Origin of the sequence: Burkholderia sp. AU39826 (assembly GCF_020419965.1) — a bacterium.
Classification (GTDB): Bacteria; Pseudomonadota; Gammaproteobacteria; order Burkholderiales; family Burkholderiaceae; genus Burkholderia; species Burkholderia semiarida.
This window is the reverse complement of record NZ_JAIZQG010000003.1, coordinates 295730-313646: the sequence shown is the minus strand read 5'-3', so window position 1 is coordinate 313646 and position 17917 is coordinate 295730. Positions and strand designations below refer to the sequence as shown.

17 protein-coding genes are annotated in these 17917 nt (G+C 67.5%); 11 read left to right on the top strand and 6 right to left on the bottom strand.

Annotation, left to right across the window (positions count from 1 at the left end; all coding sequences use genetic code 11):
* The first annotated feature begins 61 nt into the window (after window positions 1–61).
* From LGM42_RS10440 to dbpA, 4 genes are all read left to right on the top strand, one after another.
* On the top strand, window positions 62–931 hold the full coding sequence (locus LGM42_RS10440; protein WP_059645234.1) for a mechanosensitive ion channel family protein: 870 nt from the start codon (window positions 62–64) through the stop codon (window positions 929–931).
* An 815-nt stretch (window positions 932–1746) separates the two neighbouring features.
* Window positions 1747–3390: a malate dehydrogenase (quinone) gene (mqo, locus tag LGM42_RS10435; RefSeq protein ID WP_319001446.1), complete on the top strand. Its 1644-nt coding sequence runs from the start codon at window positions 1747–1749 to the stop codon at window positions 3388–3390.
* Window positions 3391–3689: 299 nt separating this feature from the next.
* A complete protein-coding gene (locus tag LGM42_RS10430; RefSeq protein ID WP_006483193.1) occupies window positions 3690–3887 on the top strand; it encodes a hypothetical protein in 198 nt (65 codons plus the stop codon).
* Window positions 3884–5281 (top strand): ATP-dependent RNA helicase DbpA, encoded by a 1398-nt coding sequence (gene dbpA / locus LGM42_RS10425; RefSeq protein ID WP_060314736.1) that lies wholly within the window; start codon window positions 3884–3886, stop codon window positions 5279–5281. Before LGM42_RS10430 ends, dbpA begins: the two co-directional genes overlap by 4 nt.
* 50 nt (window positions 5282–5331) lie before the next feature.
* On the opposite strand, the gene LGM42_RS10420 is transcribed toward dbpA, so the two are convergent.
* The gene (locus LGM42_RS10420; RefSeq protein WP_226232164.1) at window positions 5332–6153 is read right to left on the bottom strand and encodes a phosphate/phosphite/phosphonate ABC transporter substrate-binding protein; all 822 of its coding nucleotides are present in this window, start codon (window positions 6151–6153) and stop codon (window positions 5332–5334) included.
* 240 nt (window positions 6154–6393) lie between these two features.
* Between LGM42_RS10420 and LGM42_RS10415 the strand changes: the two genes are divergently transcribed.
* Both LGM42_RS10415 and LGM42_RS10410 read left to right on the top strand, forming a co-directional pair.
* The gene (locus LGM42_RS10415) at window positions 6394–7419 is read left to right on the top strand and encodes a fatty acid desaturase (RefSeq protein ID WP_226232163.1); all 1026 of its coding nucleotides are present in this window, start codon (window positions 6394–6396) and stop codon (window positions 7417–7419) included.
* A gap of 172 nt (window positions 7420–7591) precedes the next feature.
* Window positions 7592–8794: a benzoate/H(+) symporter BenE family transporter gene (locus LGM42_RS10410; protein WP_060314726.1), complete on the top strand. Its 1203-nt coding sequence runs from the start codon at window positions 7592–7594 to the stop codon at window positions 8792–8794.
* A 25-nt stretch (window positions 8795–8819) separates the two neighbouring features.
* Here LGM42_RS10410 and LGM42_RS10405 read toward each other — a convergent pair whose 3' ends face one another.
* Window positions 8820–9707 carry an NAD(P)H-binding protein gene (locus tag LGM42_RS10405; RefSeq protein WP_060314724.1) on the bottom strand — a complete coding sequence of 296 codons (888 nt, stop codon included), beginning with the start codon at window positions 9705–9707 and terminating at the stop codon, window positions 8820–8822.
* 251 nt (window positions 9708–9958) lie between these two features.
* On the bottom strand, window positions 9959–10885 hold the full coding sequence (locus LGM42_RS10400; RefSeq protein ID WP_060314723.1) for an AraC family transcriptional regulator: 927 nt from the start codon (window positions 10883–10885) through the stop codon (window positions 9959–9961).
* Window positions 10886–11079: 194 nt separating this feature from the next.
* Between LGM42_RS10400 and LGM42_RS10395 the strand changes: the two genes are divergently transcribed.
* Window positions 11080–11274, top strand: coding sequence for a hypothetical protein (locus tag LGM42_RS10395; protein ID WP_226232162.1), 195 nt, complete (start codon window positions 11080–11082; stop codon window positions 11272–11274).
* A 20-nt stretch (window positions 11275–11294) separates the two neighbouring features.
* Here LGM42_RS10395 and LGM42_RS10390 read toward each other — a convergent pair whose 3' ends face one another.
* Complete coding sequence (locus tag LGM42_RS10390) at window positions 11295–12248, bottom strand: LysR family transcriptional regulator (protein WP_059574736.1); 954 nt, start codon at window positions 12246–12248, stop codon at window positions 11295–11297.
* A 100-nt stretch (window positions 12249–12348) separates the two neighbouring features.
* Here LGM42_RS10390 and LGM42_RS10385 point away from each other — a divergent pair, with 100 nt between their 5' ends.
* The 3 genes from LGM42_RS10385 (at window position 12349) to LGM42_RS10375 (ending at window position 16265) form a co-directional block, all read left to right on the top strand.
* Window positions 12349–13707: an NAD(P)/FAD-dependent oxidoreductase gene (locus LGM42_RS10385; protein ID WP_060314718.1), complete on the top strand. Its 1359-nt coding sequence runs from the start codon at window positions 12349–12351 to the stop codon at window positions 13705–13707.
* Window positions 13708–14031: 324 nt separating this feature from the next.
* The gene (locus tag LGM42_RS10380) at window positions 14032–14466 is read left to right on the top strand and encodes a phosphatase (RefSeq protein ID WP_059574740.1); all 435 of its coding nucleotides are present in this window, start codon (window positions 14032–14034) and stop codon (window positions 14464–14466) included.
* Window positions 14467–14645: 179 nt separating this feature from the next.
* Window positions 14646–16265, top strand: coding sequence for a histidine-type phosphatase (locus LGM42_RS10375; protein ID WP_060314715.1), 1620 nt, complete (start codon window positions 14646–14648; stop codon window positions 16263–16265).
* An 89-nt stretch (window positions 16266–16354) separates the two neighbouring features.
* Here the strand turns inward: LGM42_RS10375 and LGM42_RS10370 are convergent, their stop codons facing one another.
* Entirely contained in the window at window positions 16355–16891 is a 537-nt protein-coding gene (locus tag LGM42_RS10370) for a YcxB family protein (protein WP_060314711.1), read from the bottom strand.
* Between the two features lie 273 nt (window positions 16892–17164).
* Between LGM42_RS10370 and LGM42_RS10365 the strand changes: the two genes are divergently transcribed.
* Window positions 17165–17476 carry a hypothetical protein gene (locus LGM42_RS10365; RefSeq protein WP_226232161.1) on the top strand — a complete coding sequence of 104 codons (312 nt, stop codon included), beginning with the start codon at window positions 17165–17167 and terminating at the stop codon, window positions 17474–17476.
* 22 nt (window positions 17477–17498) lie between these two features.
* Here LGM42_RS10365 and LGM42_RS10360 read toward each other — a convergent pair whose 3' ends face one another.
* On the bottom strand, window positions 17499–17795 hold the full coding sequence (locus LGM42_RS10360; RefSeq protein ID WP_226232160.1) for a hypothetical protein: 297 nt from the start codon (window positions 17793–17795) through the stop codon (window positions 17499–17501).
* Between the last annotated feature and the right edge of the window lie 122 nt (window positions 17796–17917).

Sequence of the window (17917 nt, the reverse complement as noted above, 5' to 3'; positions counted from 1 at the left end):
CTGCCGGCGGGTGAGCACAGCCACGCGCCGAACGATCTGTCTTCAACACCGGAATCCCGTCATGTTTCTCGAACATCTTCATCCGGAACGCTGGACGTTCCTGTGGAATGCATTGTCCACGCTCTCCATCAAGCTGGCCGCCGGCCTGGCGCTGCTCGTCGCCGGCTGGTGGCTGTCCAAACGCGTCGGCAACTGGCTGAACCGGCTGCTCTCGAACAAGGAGCGCGTCGACGACACGTTGCGGCCGATCCTGTGCGACGTCGCCGTGTGGGGCATCCGCATCGTCGCGATCGTCGGCGCGCTGTCGCAGCTCGGCATCGAAACCGCGAGCATCGTCGCGGTGCTCGGCGCGGCCGGCCTGGCGATCGGGCTCGCGCTGCAGGGCACGATGCAGAACATCGCGGCCGGCATCATGCTTCTGCTGCTGCGGCCGTTCAAGGTCGGCGACTACATCGACGGCGGCACGGGCGTCGCGGGCACCGTCGAAGAGGTCGGGCTCTTCATGACGCGCCTCACGAAGCCGGACGGCATCTGCGAGTACGTGCCGAACAGCGCGCTGTGGGGCAGCTCGATCCGCAACTACACGCGCAACCCGACGCGCCGCCTCGATCTCGAAGTGGAAGTGTCCGTGCATGACGATATCGATCGCGCGCTCGATGCGCTGCACGCGCTGGCCGCGGCCGACCCCGACGTGCTGCAGGATCCCGCGCCGGACGTGATGGTGATGCGCTTCGACGACAGCACGGCCGTCGCGAACATGCGCGTGTGGACGCACACCGACAAGTTCTGGGCGATGCGCTGGCGCCTGGCCCGCCAGGTCCGCAAGACGCTCGCCGATGCGGATTGCGCGCTGCCGATCCGCACGCGCGAGCTGCACATCGTGCACGACGCGGAGCGCCGCGCGGACGGCGCGCGCATGCGCGTGTCGTAAGGCAGCGCGCCGCCCGCGACGTTACATCCTGACGATGTCGAGCAACGCCTTCCTGCCACTCTTTAAGTGAACACCGACATCGCGCCGTGCTTCCGGTCGCCCGGCGGCGTGAAGCTCGTTTCCCCCGTCATGCCGCGATAGACTCTGGCCGGCATTGCGACCGGCGCCGTCGCGGGTTCGTCGAGCGCGTGCCGACGAAGCGGGTCGGCATGTCGTCGATCCAGTCGAGGCTTGTGAACAGTACTGCCGGAACGGCGGAGCGAAATGAAATGATGTGATGTGATGCGAGTAAACGGGTCGCGGTGCAACGCCGCGATCCGATGACGTTCCGGCCTGGTGCATGGCATACCCGTCGCACGCATTCGACCCCGCCGATCCTCCTCGATTTTCCCGCGTCGCCCACCGTCATTCCGGAAACCCGGACGCACAAAAAACCCCACGAAAACAAGGATATTCGGCGTCTGCGACACAGTGTCCGAGTTCGGTTATATTACGCGCCCCTTGCCACCCCGCCCCCGCAAAACACGTCGCGCGCGGCCTCTTTCAACGCAGTCTGAAGCGCCGTCCGCTCGGGCTTGCCGTCAGGGCCCCGGCGCGTGGCGCACCGTCGCGACGCAGGCGCTTGCCTGCTCGCGGGAAGCCGATCCGAAGGTGTCCTTCCGAATGGCTTTCGTGCGCAAATGCAACGGCGCGCGGCGCCGATCCGGAATTCCGGATTCGTGGTCCGGATCTCCGGATCCGTGTTTCCGCGCCACGGAACCGCGCGCCGGGCGGCATGGCAAACCGATGCATTCAAGTTGAAAAAGGGATCTGCTGTGATCAAAACGTTACGGGTAATACTGTCGGCGCTCGCGCTGTGCGTCGCGACATCGTCCGCGCACGCCGCCGACACGAAGAAGGTCGACGTCCTGCTGGTGGGCGGCGGCATCATGAGCTCGACGCTCGGCGTCTGGCTGCACGAACTCCAGCCGGACTGGTCGATGACGATGGTCGAGCGCCTCGACGGCGTCGCGCTGGAAAGCTCGAACGGCTGGAACAACGCCGGCACCGGCCACTCGGCGCTCGCCGAGCTGAACTACACGCCGGAGAAGGCGAACGGCAAGATCGACATCTCGAAGGCGATCGAGATCAACGAGTCGTTCCAGATCTCGCGCCAGTTCTGGGCGTGGCAGGTGAAGCAGGGCGTGCTGAAGAACCCGCGCGCGTTCATCAACTCGACGCCGCACATGAGCTTCGTGTGGGGCGACGACAACGTCCGCTTCCTGAAGAAGCGCTACGAAGCGCTGCAGGCGAGCCCGCTGTTCCGCGGGATGCAGTATTCGGAAGACTACGACCAGATCAAGCAGTGGGTGCCGCTGATGATGGAAGGCCGCGACCGCAACCAGAAGGTCGCGGCGACGTGGACGCCGATCGGCACCGACGTGAACTTCGGCGAGATCACGCGCCAGTTCGTCGGCTACCTGAAGACGCAGCCGAACTTCACGCTGTCGCTGTCGAGCGAAGTGCGCGAGATCTCGCGCAACGCCGACGGCACGTGGCACGTGTCGTGGGTCAAGCTGCACTCGGATGAGCCGCCGCAATCGGTCGACGCGAAGTTCGTGTTCATCGGCGCGGGCGGCGGTGCGCTGCACCTGCTGCAGGCGTCGGGCATCCCCGAAGCGAAGGACTACGGCGCGTTCCCGGTCGGCGGCTCGTTCCTCGTGACCGACAACCCCGAGGTCGTGAAGCAGCACCTCGCGAAGGCCTACGGCAAGGCGTCGGTCGGCTCGCCGCCGATGTCGGTGCCGCACCTCGACACGCGGATCATCGACGGCAAGAAGATCATCCTGTTCGGGCCGTTCGCGACGTTCTCGACCAAGTTCCTGAAGAACGGCTCGTACTTCGACCTCGCGAAGAGCACCAACCTGCACAACGTCGCGCCGATGATGCGCGTGGGCGTCGACGAATTCCCGCTGGTGCAGTACCTCGCCGGCCAGCTGATGCTGTCCGACGACGATCGCTTCAACGCGCTGAAGGAGTACTTCCCGAACGCGAAGAAGGAAGACTGGCGCCTGTGGCAGGCCGGCCAGCGCGTGCAGATCATCAAGCGCGACCCGGTCAAGGGCGGCGTGCTGAAGCTCGGCACCGAGATCGTCGCGTCGCAGGACGGCAGCATCGCGGGCCTGCTCGGCGCGTCGCCGGGCGCGTCGACCGCCGCGCCGATCATGCTGAACCTGCTGAAGAAAGTGTTCAAGGACAAGGTCGCGACGCCCGAGTGGCAGCAGAAGATCCGCCAGATCGTGCCGAGCTACGGCACGAAGCTGAACGACAGCCCGGCGAAGGTCGTCGAGGAATGGACCTACACGAGCGACGTGCTGCAGCTGTCGCCGCCGCCGAAGATCGACCTCGGCGTGCCGTCGCAGGCGACCGGCACCGCGCCGGCCCGCCCGGCGAAGGCATCGGCCGACATGGCGCTGTAACGCGCGCGACGCCGCGCATAACCCGCGCAGAGCCTGCGCGGCACCCGCGGCACGCATTACGCCGCCCGACACGGCCGCCCTCTCCGGGGCGGCCGTTTTTCCTGGCGCGCGCCGGGCGCAGGCACCGGCTTCCGCTAGAATTGCGGCACGCGCGACCCCGTCGCCGCCCGATCCATCACCCGCATCGACACAACCCGAGCGACCGCCGGTGCGGCCCGCGCCCGAGCCGCGCGGGCGCCGCCCGCCGTGGCCGCGCCCGGCCGGGCGCGCCATCAACCGAATTCAGCTGGAGAAAGACCGTGTTTACCTGCCGAAACCAGAGCTGCGGCACGCAGTGGGAGCAGTCCGACGTCGTCATCAAGGACGAAGGCCAGGGGCTGCTGTTCCGCTGCCCGCTGTGCGGCGCCCGCAACTATCTCGAACGCTTCGAGGACGACGAAGGCAACGTCGTCTACGAGCAGATGGAAGGCCGCCCCTACCTCGGAGACCTGTCTTGACCCAACCGACCGCCACGCCGTTCAGCGCGCTGCCGCTGACGCCCGCCACGCTCGCGAATCTCGCGCAGCTCGGCTATGTCGACATGACGCCGATCCAGGCCGCGAGCCTGCCGATCGCGCTGGCCGGCCAGGACCTGATCGCACAGGCGAAGACGGGCAGCGGCAAGACCGCCGCGTTCTCGCTCGCGCTGCTCGCGCGCCTCGACGCGCGCCGCTTCGACGTGCAGGCGATGATCCTGTGCCCGACCCGCGAGCTCGCCGACCAGGTCGCGCAGGAAGTGCGCCGCCTCGCGCGCGCCGAGGAGAACGTGAAGGTGCTGACGCTGTGCGGCGGCACGCCGATGCGTCCGCAGGCGCAGAGCCTCGAGCACGGCGCGCATATCGTCGTCGGCACGCCGGGCCGCATCATGGATCACCTCGATCGCGGCAACCTGAAGCTCGATGCGCTGAACACGCTGGTGCTCGACGAAGCCGACCGGATGCTCGACATGGGCTTCTTCGACGACATCGCGAAGGTCGCGCGCATGTGCCCGACGACGCGCCAGACGCTGCTGTTCTCCGCGACCTATCCGGACGGCATCGCGAAGCTGAGCCAGCAGTTCCTGCGCAATCCGAAGGAAATCAAGCTCGCGGAACGCCACGACGACAGCAAGATCCGCCAGCGCTTCTATGAAGTGACCGAGGACGAGCGGCTGCATGCGGTCGGCCAGCTGCTGAATCACTACCGGCCGGTGAGCACGATCGCGTTCTGCAACACCAAGCAGCAGTGCCGCGACCTGCTCGACGTGCTGCACGCGCAGGGCTTCCACGCGCTCGCGCTGCACGGCGAGCTCGACCAGCGCGAGCGCGATCAGGTGCTGATCCAGTTCGCGAACCGCAGCTGCTCGGTGCTGGTCGCGACCGACGTCGCCGCGCGCGGGCTCGACATCGCGCAGCTCGAAGCGGTGATCAACGTCGACGTGACGCCCGACCCCGAAGTGCACGTGCACCGCATCGGCCGCACGGGTCGCGCGGATCAGGACGGCTGGGCGCTGAGCCTCGCGAGCATGGACGAGATGGGCCGCGTCGGCGCGATCGAACAGGCGCAGAAGCGCGAGGTCGAATGGCATCCGCTCGCCGAACTGAAGCCGGCGGACGACAGCGTGCTGCTGCCGCCGATGGAAACGCTGCAGATCCTCGGCGGGCGCAAGGACAAGATCCGTCCGGGCGACGTGCTCGGCGCGCTGACCGGCGACGCCGGGTTCGACGGCAAGCAGATCGGCAAGATCAACGTGACCGAGTTCTCGACCTATGTCGCGATCGAGCGCGGCGTCGCGCGCGACGCGCTGCGCAAGCTCAATGCGGGGAAGATCAAGGGCAAGCGGGTCAAGGTCCGGCTGATGGACGACGAGTAAGCGGGCCGCGGCGCGGGCGGTCGCAGCACCGCCGCGCGCCGCCCCGTACGTCACCCGAGTTCGGGATAGCCGTGCGCGGCGGCTTCCCGCTCGAACCGCGCAATCGTGTCGTAGTCTGCCGGCGACAGCCGGTCGAATCCCCTCAGCCGCAGCACACGCGCCCGCTCCGCATCGGCGGCCACCGCGCGATCGAGCGCATCCCGCAACGCGCCGACCTGCGTATCCACCAGCGCCCGCGATGCGACGAACGGCAATCCCGGCGCGGGTGCGGTCGTGCCGATCACGCGAATATCCTCCAGCAGCCCGGGCAGCGCGTCGCGCACATACGCGAACGTCACGCAGTCGATCGCCGCGCAATCGGCTTCTCCCGACGCCAGCGCTCGCAGCACGTTCAGGTGCGAACCGAACGGCGTGACCGAGCCGAAGAACCGCCCGTCGTGCGCATGCGGCGCGACCGCGTGCCGGAATGCATTCATCCCGCTGTGCGAATCCTCGCCGTTGAAGGCCGCCCGCAACCCGCGGCATGCGGCGAGCGTCGTCGCACCGCCCGCATGCACGCGCGCCGACACGACCAGCACGCTGCGGTAGCGCGCCCCGTCGCAGCCGTCCGCATCGAAAACGGGGGTCGCAATCAATCGCACGACGTCGCGCAAGCCGAGCATCCGGTACGGGTAGCCGCAGGTCTGCGACAGCAGCAGATCGTCGCGCCGCCACAGTGCCTGCAGGTCATCGGGCGCGTCGGGCAGCGCGACGTCGGCAGGCCCGCCCGCGTTCGCGAACGCATCGAGCGCGTCACGCAGCAGCGCGCGCCACAGGGCGGCGTGGCGCGGCGTCACGTTGTACATCGGCAGGACTGCAATCCAGGCGTTCATGCGGGCATTCTACGCATCGGCGGCGGTCAGGAAGCTTATGGGCCGCGACACGATAAGCAAATGCGAATCGATTGGTTGGCGAGGCCGCGCCGCCCCGGTACCGTTCGAAGGCCTGCCGGCGCCGCCGCCGTGCGATGCCGGGCCGGCCGACCGTGATCCGCGAGACACCAGCGCACCGGGCCGAGCGCCCCGGTTCCATCGCTCGTTCCCCGCACTGCCCGATCCATCCGCCTCAACGCCATGGCCGAATACTTCGACGTCGACCACGCGCGCGCGATCGCCGCGCTCCACGCCCGTTTCACCGCCCGCACCGAGTGGCCGACCTGGCTGCTCGTCGTCGTGATCTACGGCGGCTGGCTCGCCGTGCTGCTGCTCGTGCGCGACGGGCACCTGTCGCGCGCCGCCGCGACGCCGCCGCTGATCCTGCTCGGCGCGTGGCACCTGTCGCTGCAGCACGAGCTGCTGCATGGCCATCCGACACGTTCCGCCCTGGTGAACAAGTTGCTCGGCTATCCGCCTCTGACGATCTGGTATCCGTACACGCTGTATCGCGACACGCATCTCGAGCATCATCGCGACGAGGACCTGACCGTGCCGGGCGTCGATCCCGAAACGAACTACGTGACGCGTGAACGCTGGGCGCGGCTGCCGCGCTGGCGCCGGGCGCTGACGGTCGCGCGCAAGACTTTCCTCGGACGCCTCGTCGTCGGGCCGCCGCTCGCCATCGCCACGACGCTGCGCGATGCGTTCGCCGCGTTCCGGCGCGGCGACTTCCGCTATCTGCCGATGTGGTTGGCTCACGTCGCCTGCGTGGCCGCGCTGCTCGCGTGGCTGCACTGGGCGATCGGCGTGCCGTGGTGGTACTACCTGCTGGCCGTCACGTGGCCCGCGCTGTCGCTCGCGATGATCCGCTCGCTGTACGAGCATCGCGCCGCGCCGCATCCGAAGGCGCGCATCACGATCAACGAAGCCGGCTTCGCGATGCGGCTGCTGTACCTGAACAACAACTATCATCTCGTCCATCACGACCTGCCGAAGCTGCCGTGGTACGACCTGCCGCGTGCGTACCGGATGCGGCGCGACGCGTATGCGGAGAAATGCGGCGGCTTCGTGATCCGCGGCGGGTATCGCGCGCTGCTCGCGCGCCATGCGTGGACGCCGACCGATTCGCCCGTGCATCCGTTCGACGAGGGCACGGCATCGCTGTCGACGGGCAGCGGGATCAAGGTGGCGGTGGTCGACAGGGTGCTGCAGATCAGTACGTGATGTCGGCCCGCGCGGTTCGGCACCCATCCTTACGAAAAGCCGACAGCGCGGTTCGCCGCCCGTGAATTGCCAATTGCGTCGGTAATGCCCAGAATGGCCGCTCATCCGGCGCTTCCGACGACCATTCGCCCGGCTCCGCCGCACGGCCGCGCGCCGCATTTCCCCGACGACGATGCAACCGAACTCCCCACCCGGCGCGATCCGCGCAATCGGCAACGACTGGTCCGTTTCCGCGATCACCGCGGGCTTTCTCGCGGTCCTGATTTCGTACGCGGGCCCGCTCGCGATCTTCTTCCAGGCGTCGCAGGCCGCGCATGCGTCCAACGACATGGTGTCGTCATGGGTCTGGGCGATCTCGATCGGCGCCGGCGCATCGGGCCTGTTCGCGAGCTGGCGGCTGAAGGTGCCGGTCGTCACCGCATGGTCGGCGCCCGGCACCGCGCTGCTCGTCGGCCTGTTTCCGCAACTGACGCTCAACCAGGCCGTCGGCGCGTACATCACGGCCGCGCTGATCATCCTCGTCATCGGCATCACCGGCTATTTCGACCGGCTCGTGCGCCACATCCCGCGCGGCATCGCCTGCGGCATGATGGCCGGCATCCTGCTGCCGTTCGGCATGCATGCGTTCTCCGCGGCGACCGCGCAGCCGCTGCTCGGTTTCGGGATGATCGCGGCCTACGTGATCTTCAGGCGCCTGCTGCCGCGCTACAGCATCGTGCTCGTGCTGCTCGCCGGCGCCGCACTCGCGACGCTGCTCGGGATGACGCATCTCGGCAACGTGTCGCCGAGCCTCGCGCGGCCGATCTTCATCGCCCCCGAATGGACGCTCGGCACGACGCTCAGCCTCGCGCTGCCGCTCGTCGTCGTCAGCCTCACCGGCCAGTTCCTGCCGGGGATGACGATCCTCCGTGTGTCGGGCTATCACACGAGCGCACGGCCGATCATCACGGCGACCAGCGTGATGTCGCTGGTCGTCGCATGCTTTGGTGGAGTCACGATCGTGCTCGCGGCGATCACCGCGGCGCTGTGCACCGGCAAGGACGCGCACGAAGATCCGGACCGGCGCTATATCGCGGGCATCGCGAACGGCGTGATCTATCTGATCGGCGGACTCTTCGCGGGGACGATCGTCACGCTGTTCTTCGCGCTGCCGAAGGCGTTCGTCGCGATTCTGGCCGGGCTCGCGTTGATCGGCGCGATCAGCGCGAACGTACACGGCATCTTCGAGGACGAAAACCACCGCGAAGCGTCCGTGATCACGTTCCTCGCGACCGCGTCGGGGATGACGTGGCTCGGGCTCGGGTCCGCGTTCTGGGGGATCGTGATCGGGTCGGCGGCGTATGTGGTGTTGAACAGGGTGCGGCAGCCTGCATGATGTGCACCCTGCGCGGCCACTTCCCTTACCGCGCCGGCTGGCGCACCAGTTGCGCGAGCGCATCGGCCAGCGTCGTCGTGCCGTAGGCCCGCTCGGACACATCGGCCTCGACATCGATCCGCCCCGCGTTATGCACGTCGTACAGATCGACGATCAGCTGTGCATGGCGTTCGCTGAGCCCGGCGCGCAGCAGCGTCGCGCTCCACGTGTCGCGCGGCAGTTCGTGCGCGACGATCGCGCGGCCCGCCGCCGCGCCCAACGTATCCGCGATCGCGGCCACGCTCACGCGCCGCGGCCCTTCGACGCTGACGATGCGCGGCCCGCGCCCGCCCTCCGGCGCATCGCGCAGCAGCCGCGCCGCAACGACGCCGACATCGGGCGCCCAGACCGTCGGAAACACCTTGCCGACCGGATGGTGGAAGCTCGGCAGCACGCCGGTGCCGAGCGCGACCGGCAGCACGCGCGCCCAGTTCTGCAGATGCTCGGCCGACCGCAACAGCGTCAACTGCGTGGGGATCGTCTTCAACCGTTCCTCGAAGTCATGGAACAGGCGCGTGATACCCGTATTGCCTTCGAGCTCCGCGCCGTAGTCCGACAACGCGAGCAGTGAAGGCGGCGGGTTCGCGGCGAGCGCGGCGGCCGCCGCATCGATCGTCTGCGTCATCGTCGCGGCCGGATCGGCGTCGGCCGTCGGCACCGGGCACAGTATCTGCACGGCCCGCGCGCCGTCGATCGCCGCGGCGATCGCATTCGCGTCGGTCAGGTCCGCGATCGCGACATCGCAGCCGAGCTGCGCGAAACGTTCACGATGGCGTGCGTCGCGCAGCACCGCGCGCACGGAATGGCCTGCGTTGCGCAAGGTCGTCACGGTCGACAGGCCGACGTTGCCGGATGCTCCGAAGATCACGAACACGGTTCGCTCCTGGGGGATGAAAGTGCTGTGATTGTCGGTACGCGCGGCCGGGAAGGCGCGCAGGAAGAGATGAACAGCGCAGGAAACGATGATGGATCGGGTTGCGGCTGCAATGCGAGTCGTTCGCGGCTTCCCTTGTCGCTTCGAATCGTACGGTCTGCCCCCGGACGGGGGCGCACGCGGCAATCGTCCAACAGCCTGTTGGAGGGTCACTCCGGGATCCGACGCGGCAACTCATATCCGGTGCGAAGTCATCGCTCCGTCATGCCAGGCGCCCCCTCCTCCCCGTCATAAGCCAGCCGCAACCCACCCCGCATACCCGACCGCGCAATCTCCGTCGGCGTCGCACCGAGCACGCGGTTCATCCAGCTCGCCATGTGGCTCTGATGCGCAAAGCCGGCCTCCAGCGCGATCTGGCTGATGCCGAGCCGGCCTTCGAGCAGCAGCGCCTTCGCGCGCTCCACCCGGCGCCGCACGACGTACTGGTGCACGGGCATCCCCAGCGTTTCGCGGAACAGCACCTTGAAATGCGGCACGCTGATCGACACGAGCGCCGCGAGCTCGGCCAGCGTCATGCGTCGGTCGAGATTCGACTCGACATAGTCGATCACGCGCGCCGCCGCCTTTGGCGCCAGCGTGCGCCGACGTTCGCGAAACGCCGGCTGGCCGTCGACCAGCCGCGCGACGAGCGCGGTGCACAGGCTTTCCGCGTACAGCGGATCCGATGCGTCTTCCGCTTCGAGTTCGGCGGCCATCGCCCACGCGATGTGCTGCAGCCGAGGGTCGCGCACCTGCAGCCGCCGGCGGATCTGCGCGTGCGACGGCTTCAGTTCGAGCTGTTCGACCGTGCGCCGCACGAACGTATCGCCGAGCGCGATGTGCAGGATCCGGCAGTCGGCGCTGTCGGTCCACTGGCCGGGCAAGCCGGCCGGAATCACGTCGACGTCGCCGTGCGCCTGGATGCGCGACACGCGCTCGCCGTCGCACACGCAGTCGGCGCGCACCGGCGCGCCGATATGCACGCCGATCCGGTGATGCTCGGCCGCCGGAATCCGGTACGTGCCGGCACGGATTTGCAGCAGCGACGCGCCGAAGCCGCGCCAGCCCCGCCCGCGGCTGGAGCGCAGGCTGACGGGAACGCCGTTGTCCGCCGGCGCGGCAAGAATCGGATCGCTCATTGATGGCCTCCACCAGATCAGGTGCCGAACGCGCATTGTGACGCGTTTCGGGCCGGCGCGCCGGCCCTGCGTGGCTGCCGCCGAGTCGAGCAGAAAAAAGATCATCCGTTTCTGCTCGGGACGATCCTTGCGTGCGCGCCGGCAGGCGCCGCGAAGCCTACGATGGCCTCATCCGACACCTACGGAGCCCCGTCATGCCCCATGACTGCCCGCTACGCGCGGCGTTCATCGCGCCCTCGCCTTCCCCCGCTCGCGCTTCATCCGCCCCCGGCTCCCGCCACCGCCGCACCGCCATCGCCGCGTGGTGCCTGCGTGTCGTCGGCTGGTACCGACTCGAACGGCTGCTCGCGTCGACTCCCGACAGCAACGACGACTTCGCGCTCGTCTGACCGGCCGGTCGACACCCCGCCTACTTGCGCCGCCGCTCGTGCGGCGCGGCCGACGCCCCGTCGATCACCGGCGCGCCCTGCTTGATCAGGAAGTCGCGGAACAGCCCCGTCACCTGCGAGATCCGCCGGTCGGCGAGCGTCACCACATACCATTCGCGCTCGATCGGGTTGCCGGGAAACGGCAGTTGCCCGAGCAGGCCCGTGCGCAATTCGAGCGCGCACGCGTGCAACGACAGGAATGCGACGCCGAGCCCCGCTTCGGCCATCTGCTTGATCGCCTCGTTGCTCGACAGTTCGGAGCCCACATGAAAGCGGTAGCCCGCGTTCTTGAACAGGCTCTCGACGGTCGAGCGCGTGCCCGCGCCGCGTTCGCGCACGAGCAGGTGCGCGGATTCGAGATCCTTCAGCGCGACGCGCTTGCGCTGCATCAGCGGATGGCCGGGCGCCGCGACGAACACCATCGGATGCTTCGCGAATTCGACCGCGTGCGTACGCAGCTCCTTCGGCGCGCTGCCCATCACCGCCAGATCGATTTCATGCGTCGCGAGCATGCGGATGATGTCGTCGCGGTTGCCGACCTTGAAATACGTCTTCACGTGCGGGCGCGTCGCGGTGAATTTGACGAGCAGCGGCGGGATCAGGTATTCGGCCGTCGTGATCGCGCCGATCCGCAGCGTGCCGCCGAGATCGCCCGTCAGCGCGGCCACTTCGTCGCCGGCCTCGCTCCACAGATGCAGGATCTCGCGCGCGTAGCGCGCCACGATCTCGCCGGCCGCGGTCAATTGCACGCCGCGCCCCACCCGCTGCAGCAACGCGGCGCCCACGGCCTCCTCGAGCAGGCGAACCTGCAGCGACACGGCCGGCTGCGTCAGGTTCAGCTCCTCGGCCGCGCGCGACACGCTGCCAAGCCGCGCGATCATGTCCAGCGCCTTCAACTGCCGGAACGTCGCGGTCTTTCCTATAAGTGAATACATATGAGTCGCTTATAAACATTAAATTGTTCGACTGGGTACGAAACTATATCGTCGGTTCTTGAGCAATGTCATGCGAATCGTCATTCAGCGGGAGCCCACCATGGACAACACCACGCCCAACCTTGCAACGGACCACGCACCGCGCCTGCCGCGCATCGTGATCGTCGGCGGCGGCGCCGGCGGCCTGCAGCTCGCCACGCGTCTCGGCGATACGGTCGGACGCCGCGGGCAAGCCGAAGTCGTGCTCGTCGACCGCTATCCGACGCACTTCTGGAAGCCGCTGTTGCATGAAGCCGCGTCGGGCCATCGCGATCCGGCTTCCCACACGATCGAATACGCGGCGCAGGCGAAGCGCCACGGCTTTCGCTTCGTGCAGGGCGCGCTGCAACGGGTCGACCGCGCGGCACGCACGGCGACGATCGCGGCCGTGCAGGATGCGGACGGCACGGAAATCCTGCCGCAGCGGACGCTCGACTATGACGATCTCGTACTGGCGGTCGGCAGCGTGACGAACTTCTTCAACGTGCCGGGCGCCGAGCGTCATGCGCTGCCGCTCGAAAACCTCGACCAGGCCGAGGATTTCCGCCGCAAGTTCCTCGCTGCGTGCACGAAGGCGAACCATCTGGCCGAGCAGCAGCCCGCGCGGCGCGCGGCGCCGATCTGCATCAACGTGATCGGCGCGGGCGCGACCGGCGTCGAGCTGGCCGCCGCGCTGCGGCACGCGATCCAGCAACTGACGACGTACCGCTTCAAGGCGCTGGTGTCCGCGCGGGACGTGCACATCCGGCTGATCGAAGGCGGCCCGCGCATCCTGCCGGCGCTCGACGAACGGTTGTCCGGCAAGATGCACGTGCAGCTTCGCGCGCTGAACGTCGACGTACTGACCGATACGCGCGTGGCGGAAGTCGGCGCGGATGCCGTGACGACCGCCACCGGCGAACGCCTCGCGAGCGACATCACGATCTGGGCGGCCGGCGTCGCCGGGCCCGCGATGCTGCGGGACATCGGCGACATCGCGCTCAACCGGTCGAACCAGGTGATCGTGACCGACACGCTGCAGACGCCCGACGATCCGCACGTGTACGCGTTCGGCGACTGCGCCGCGTGCCCGTCGACCGGTGCGGGCGGGTTCCTGCCGCCGCGCGCGCAGGTCGCGCACCAGCAGGCCGTGTATCTGGTCAATGCATTCGCGCGCCGCGTCGCCGGCAAGCCGGTAGCCGGCTTCACGTTCCGCGATGCGGGCACCGTCGTGTCGCTCGGGCACGCGGGCGCCGTGTACCAGGCGGGCATCGGCGTGCGCTCGCGCTCGCTGATCGTCGACGGGCTGGCGGCGATCGGGCTGTACAAGTTCCTGTATCGCAAGCACCTGTTCAACGTGGTGGGCATGAAGCGCGCGCTGTTCCAGTCGCTGAGCCACTGGCTGCAAAGCCGTCACCAGCCATCGATCAAGTTGCACTGAGCAACGACTCACACACGGCACCGCAACACGGCATATCGCGTGGCCATCGCTCGATATGCCGTTTTTCCCGATGCATATGCGTAATTCGTCCGCAATGTGCGCCACGCTGGTGCATCGTGTTGAAGGCCACCCATACGATGCCATTCCGGCGGGACTTGCCGCGCGACACGCATCCCGCGCCCGCTCTGGCTGGCCGCCCCATTCATTAGTCGAATCGTATGAGTCGGCTAAAAATATTAATTGGTCGCGTTTTCCGGATCGACGCTAAGGTGTGAGGCATTCCCGTCGGCGAACGGATCATCACGTTTCTGAAAAGGAATCACCGTGGTCATCGAAGCCATCGTCACCCGTCTCGACGCAGCATTCGCGCAGATCGAAGCAACACCGGATTCGCGCGAATCGCGCAACCAGCGCGACGCGATCATCCAGTGGCTCGACCGGGCATCGGAAGAAGGCTATCGACTCGGTCTCGTCACGACGCTGCCGGCCGCGCGGCTCAGCGACATGTTCGAAGGCCAGTTCGGCCGCGCGAACCTCGACCGTTTCTCGGTCGTCGTCACGGACGCCAATCGACAGGAGTCCGGATCGAATCAGCATCCGTTCGATGTCGCGCTGCAAGCGCTCGGCGTGCCGCCGGAGCGCGCGGTCGGGATCGCGAGCAGCGAGCCGGAACGCCGCGAGGCCGAGCATTTCGGGCTGTCGCGCTGCATGAGCATCACCGATACGGTGCGCTCGATCGCATCGGCCGGGCTGCACTGAGCGCCGGCACACGGGCCGGCCGCGGCCGGCCGTCATCGCCGGTCCGGCGGCAATCGGGCGCTTGCCCGCCCGCATCCTGACATTCTGCTGTCAAAGTCGCTTGCAACACTTCGGGGTTCGATCACATCCCCGGAAACGGACGACGCGCATGCGCATCGTCCGATCCGTTGCCCGCCACGATGACACGCCCGACCCGCACCGCCGCCGCCCTCACGATTGCCTGCCTGTTGCTCGCCGCTTGCGGCGGGAATGACTCGACAGCGCCCGCCACGTCGGCCGACAACAACGGCACCGTGCCGGCCCCGCAGCCGCAGCCCACGCCGGCCCCGGCACCCGCGACCTACTACCAGACGAAGACGCCGTACCGTCCGCAACAGGACGCCGCGACGTACGAAGCGCCGCCGGCCGGCTACGCGCCCGTCTATACCGAACTCGTCGCCCGTCACGGCTCGCGCGGGCTGTCGGGCTTCAAGTACGACGGCGCGATCTACGCGATGCTGCTCAAGGCCGAGGCCGACGGCGCGCTGACCGCGCTCGGCGCGCAGCTCAAGGCCGACACATACGCGATGATGAAGGCCAATGCGCTGCTCGGCTACGGCGTGCAGGGCATCTCGACACCCGGGTACGGCAACCTCACGCAAGCCGGCATCCGCGAACATCAGCAACTCGCCGCGCGTCTCGCGCAGCGGCTGCCTGCGCTGTTCGCCGCCGGCAACCGGCAGGTGGTGGTCGTCAACTCGGGCCAGGATCGCGCGGTCGACAGTTCGACGTATTTCTCGGCGGCGCTCGTTGCCGCGCAGCCGGCACTGGCGTCGGCCATCACGCTGCCGGCCGCGCCGTCCGGCTATCCGGCGAGCGCGCCGGTCGCGCAGCCGGCCGGCACCAATCGCTTCCTGCTGTATTTCCACGCGTTGAAACCGGCCACCGATCTCGTGACCGACGCGAGCGATCCGTACTACGCGACCTATCAGGCGAGCCAGGCGTACCAGGCCTATGCAAACGACGCGACGGTGGCCGCGAAGCTGAAGGCGATCAAGGCCGCGCCGCAAGCGGCCGACGTCGCGCAAACGGTGCTGTCCGCGCTCGTGTCGGCCGCCTTCATCGCGAAGCTCGGCTCCGACGGCTACACGTTCGCGAATACCGGCACCTATGCGTTCACGTCGACGGACGGCAAGTTCACCAACACGCTGAAGGGCGACGGCAAGACGAAGATCGCGACGGCCGTCGACGCAGTGAACGTGCTGTACAACCTGCTGCAGGTTGCGCCTGCCATGACCGCTGAAACCGGCGGCGTCACGATGGAGAAGTACATCGGCGCCGAGCAGGCGCAGTATCTCGCGTACCTGCAGGATGCCGAGGACTACTACCAGAAGGGCCCCGGCATCCAGGAAGCAAACCCCGTGACGTACCGGATGGCGAAGGGACTGCAGGACGATTTCTTCGCCGAGGTCGACGCGATCGCGCGCGGCGACCTGACGCACGCCGCGAAGCTGCGCTTCACGCATGCGGAGGTCGTGATTCCGTTCGCGTCGATCATGAACCTGAAGAACGTGTTCGTGCCGACGCCTCAGTCGCAGACGTACACGTATGCGAACAACCCGTGGCGCGGCGATCAGGTATCGCCGATGGCCGCGAACATGCAGTGGGACGTCTATCGCAACGGGTCGCGGCTCATCGTGAAGATGCTGTACAACGAGCGCGAGACGGATTTCCAGGCCGCGTGCGACGGCGCGAAGATCGCGCCGGGCAGCCACTTCTACGACTACGCGGGGCTGAAGCAGTGTTACGGCTATCAGTGACGTGATGCGCGGGGACTTCGGGCCGGAACCGCACGTTGAAACCCGGACGGCGCGGACCGTCCGGACTTCGCTACACACGCCGCGTCCCGCTAGACCTTGCGCACGCCGTTCTGAAGCAGCGCCTGGTGCAGGAATGCCAGTTGTCCATCGTCCAGCACGCGCTTCGGTACCACGCGGAACATCACCGACGACTGATAAAGCAGGATCATCTGACGATCCTCGCTCCAGTGAATGAGATCCGCATAGCGAATTTCGTCGCGCGAAGTCGGCGTTTCGACAACGAAGCGGTCGCCTTCGAAAATGACCGTGTAACGCTGATGAAGCGCCCTTTGCTGATCGTAAATCTTGCGGCCTGCGCGCGGCATGATCAGGTGATTCAGAACGGGCACGCCGATCGCCACGACAGCCGCGATTCCCGCGGCCATCCAGACATGGCGCCATTCCGGAAAATGTCCGCTTGCTACCCGGACACCGCCGACCAGCAGCACGACGTACACGATCGCAAGAGTCGCAAACGACTTGAGCAGGGCTTTCCCGTTGTACCTGCGCCAAAGATTCAGACGATATGCGTGGACGAGATCATCCGCGGTTATTTGAAAAACGACTTCGGTATCGCTCGTGGGCATGGGCGGGCTCGGAATGTTCTCTGGTTCTTGGATTTGCTGTGGATGCTTCACCGCGGGCTGCGCGATCCAGATGGCCGGCAGTGCACACGCACGGTAACGTGCAAACGAAGCCGCGCGATATCGCCTGCCGGTCGATGCACGGCGACAATATACCTGCGTGGAATGACGTCCACGCGGGACGCAGCCGGCGGCCGGCGCGGGAGGCTGAGCGATCCTGTCGGGACGAACTCGCATCGGCTCGCACGGTCGAACGAGCATCGCCGGAGAATCCCCATGAAACGCGTCGCCCTTGCCGCTGCCCTGACCCTGTTTACCGCCATCAGCGCGCCGGCCATCGCCGGTACGCCCTCCGGAGCCGTCGCGCCGGCTCCGGTTGCGGCTCACGCATACGCGAAGAATTGCGTGCCGTCGCGGGATGCCGCGCAAGGCGCCCATTCCCCCTCCAGCGCGCCGCCGATCCGCGTCTGCGTCGGCGATTCCGACACGCAGCTGAACCTGCCGTGGTTCCTGACCGACGTTCTCACCGCCGTTGACACGCATCAGTCGCCGAGCGGCCTGCTCCACAAGATGCGCAACGATTTCTGAATCCCGGCCGGCCCCGCCTCGTTCATGGCTCGTCGGGCCGCTCCAGCACCTCGATGAACGTGCCGACGATGCCGCGCCACATCGCTGGGTCGGCGATGCGCGCCAGCAACCGCCGCAATTCGCGTCGTTCGTCGTTCGACAGCACGCCGTGCGCGCCGCGGATGCTGTCGTAGCTCGGCGTACCGCGCGACGCGAGTGCGCGATCGAGCGAATAGTCGCGGGGCTCTCCGTCCACAGAAATCCGGATCCACAGCGAACCGCCGTCCGCCACGGCGGCGCCATCGGTCACGACGACCGTGGGTGCGGCATTTTCTTCCATCACAACGCTCCGGTTTGACGCTCGGGCAGCAGGGTGCCGGCCACGGCGCCACGTTGAAATGTTTCTTTTTGAGACACAATCACAAAACCGCGCCAATTTTTAGACAATAACATTTCGTAATG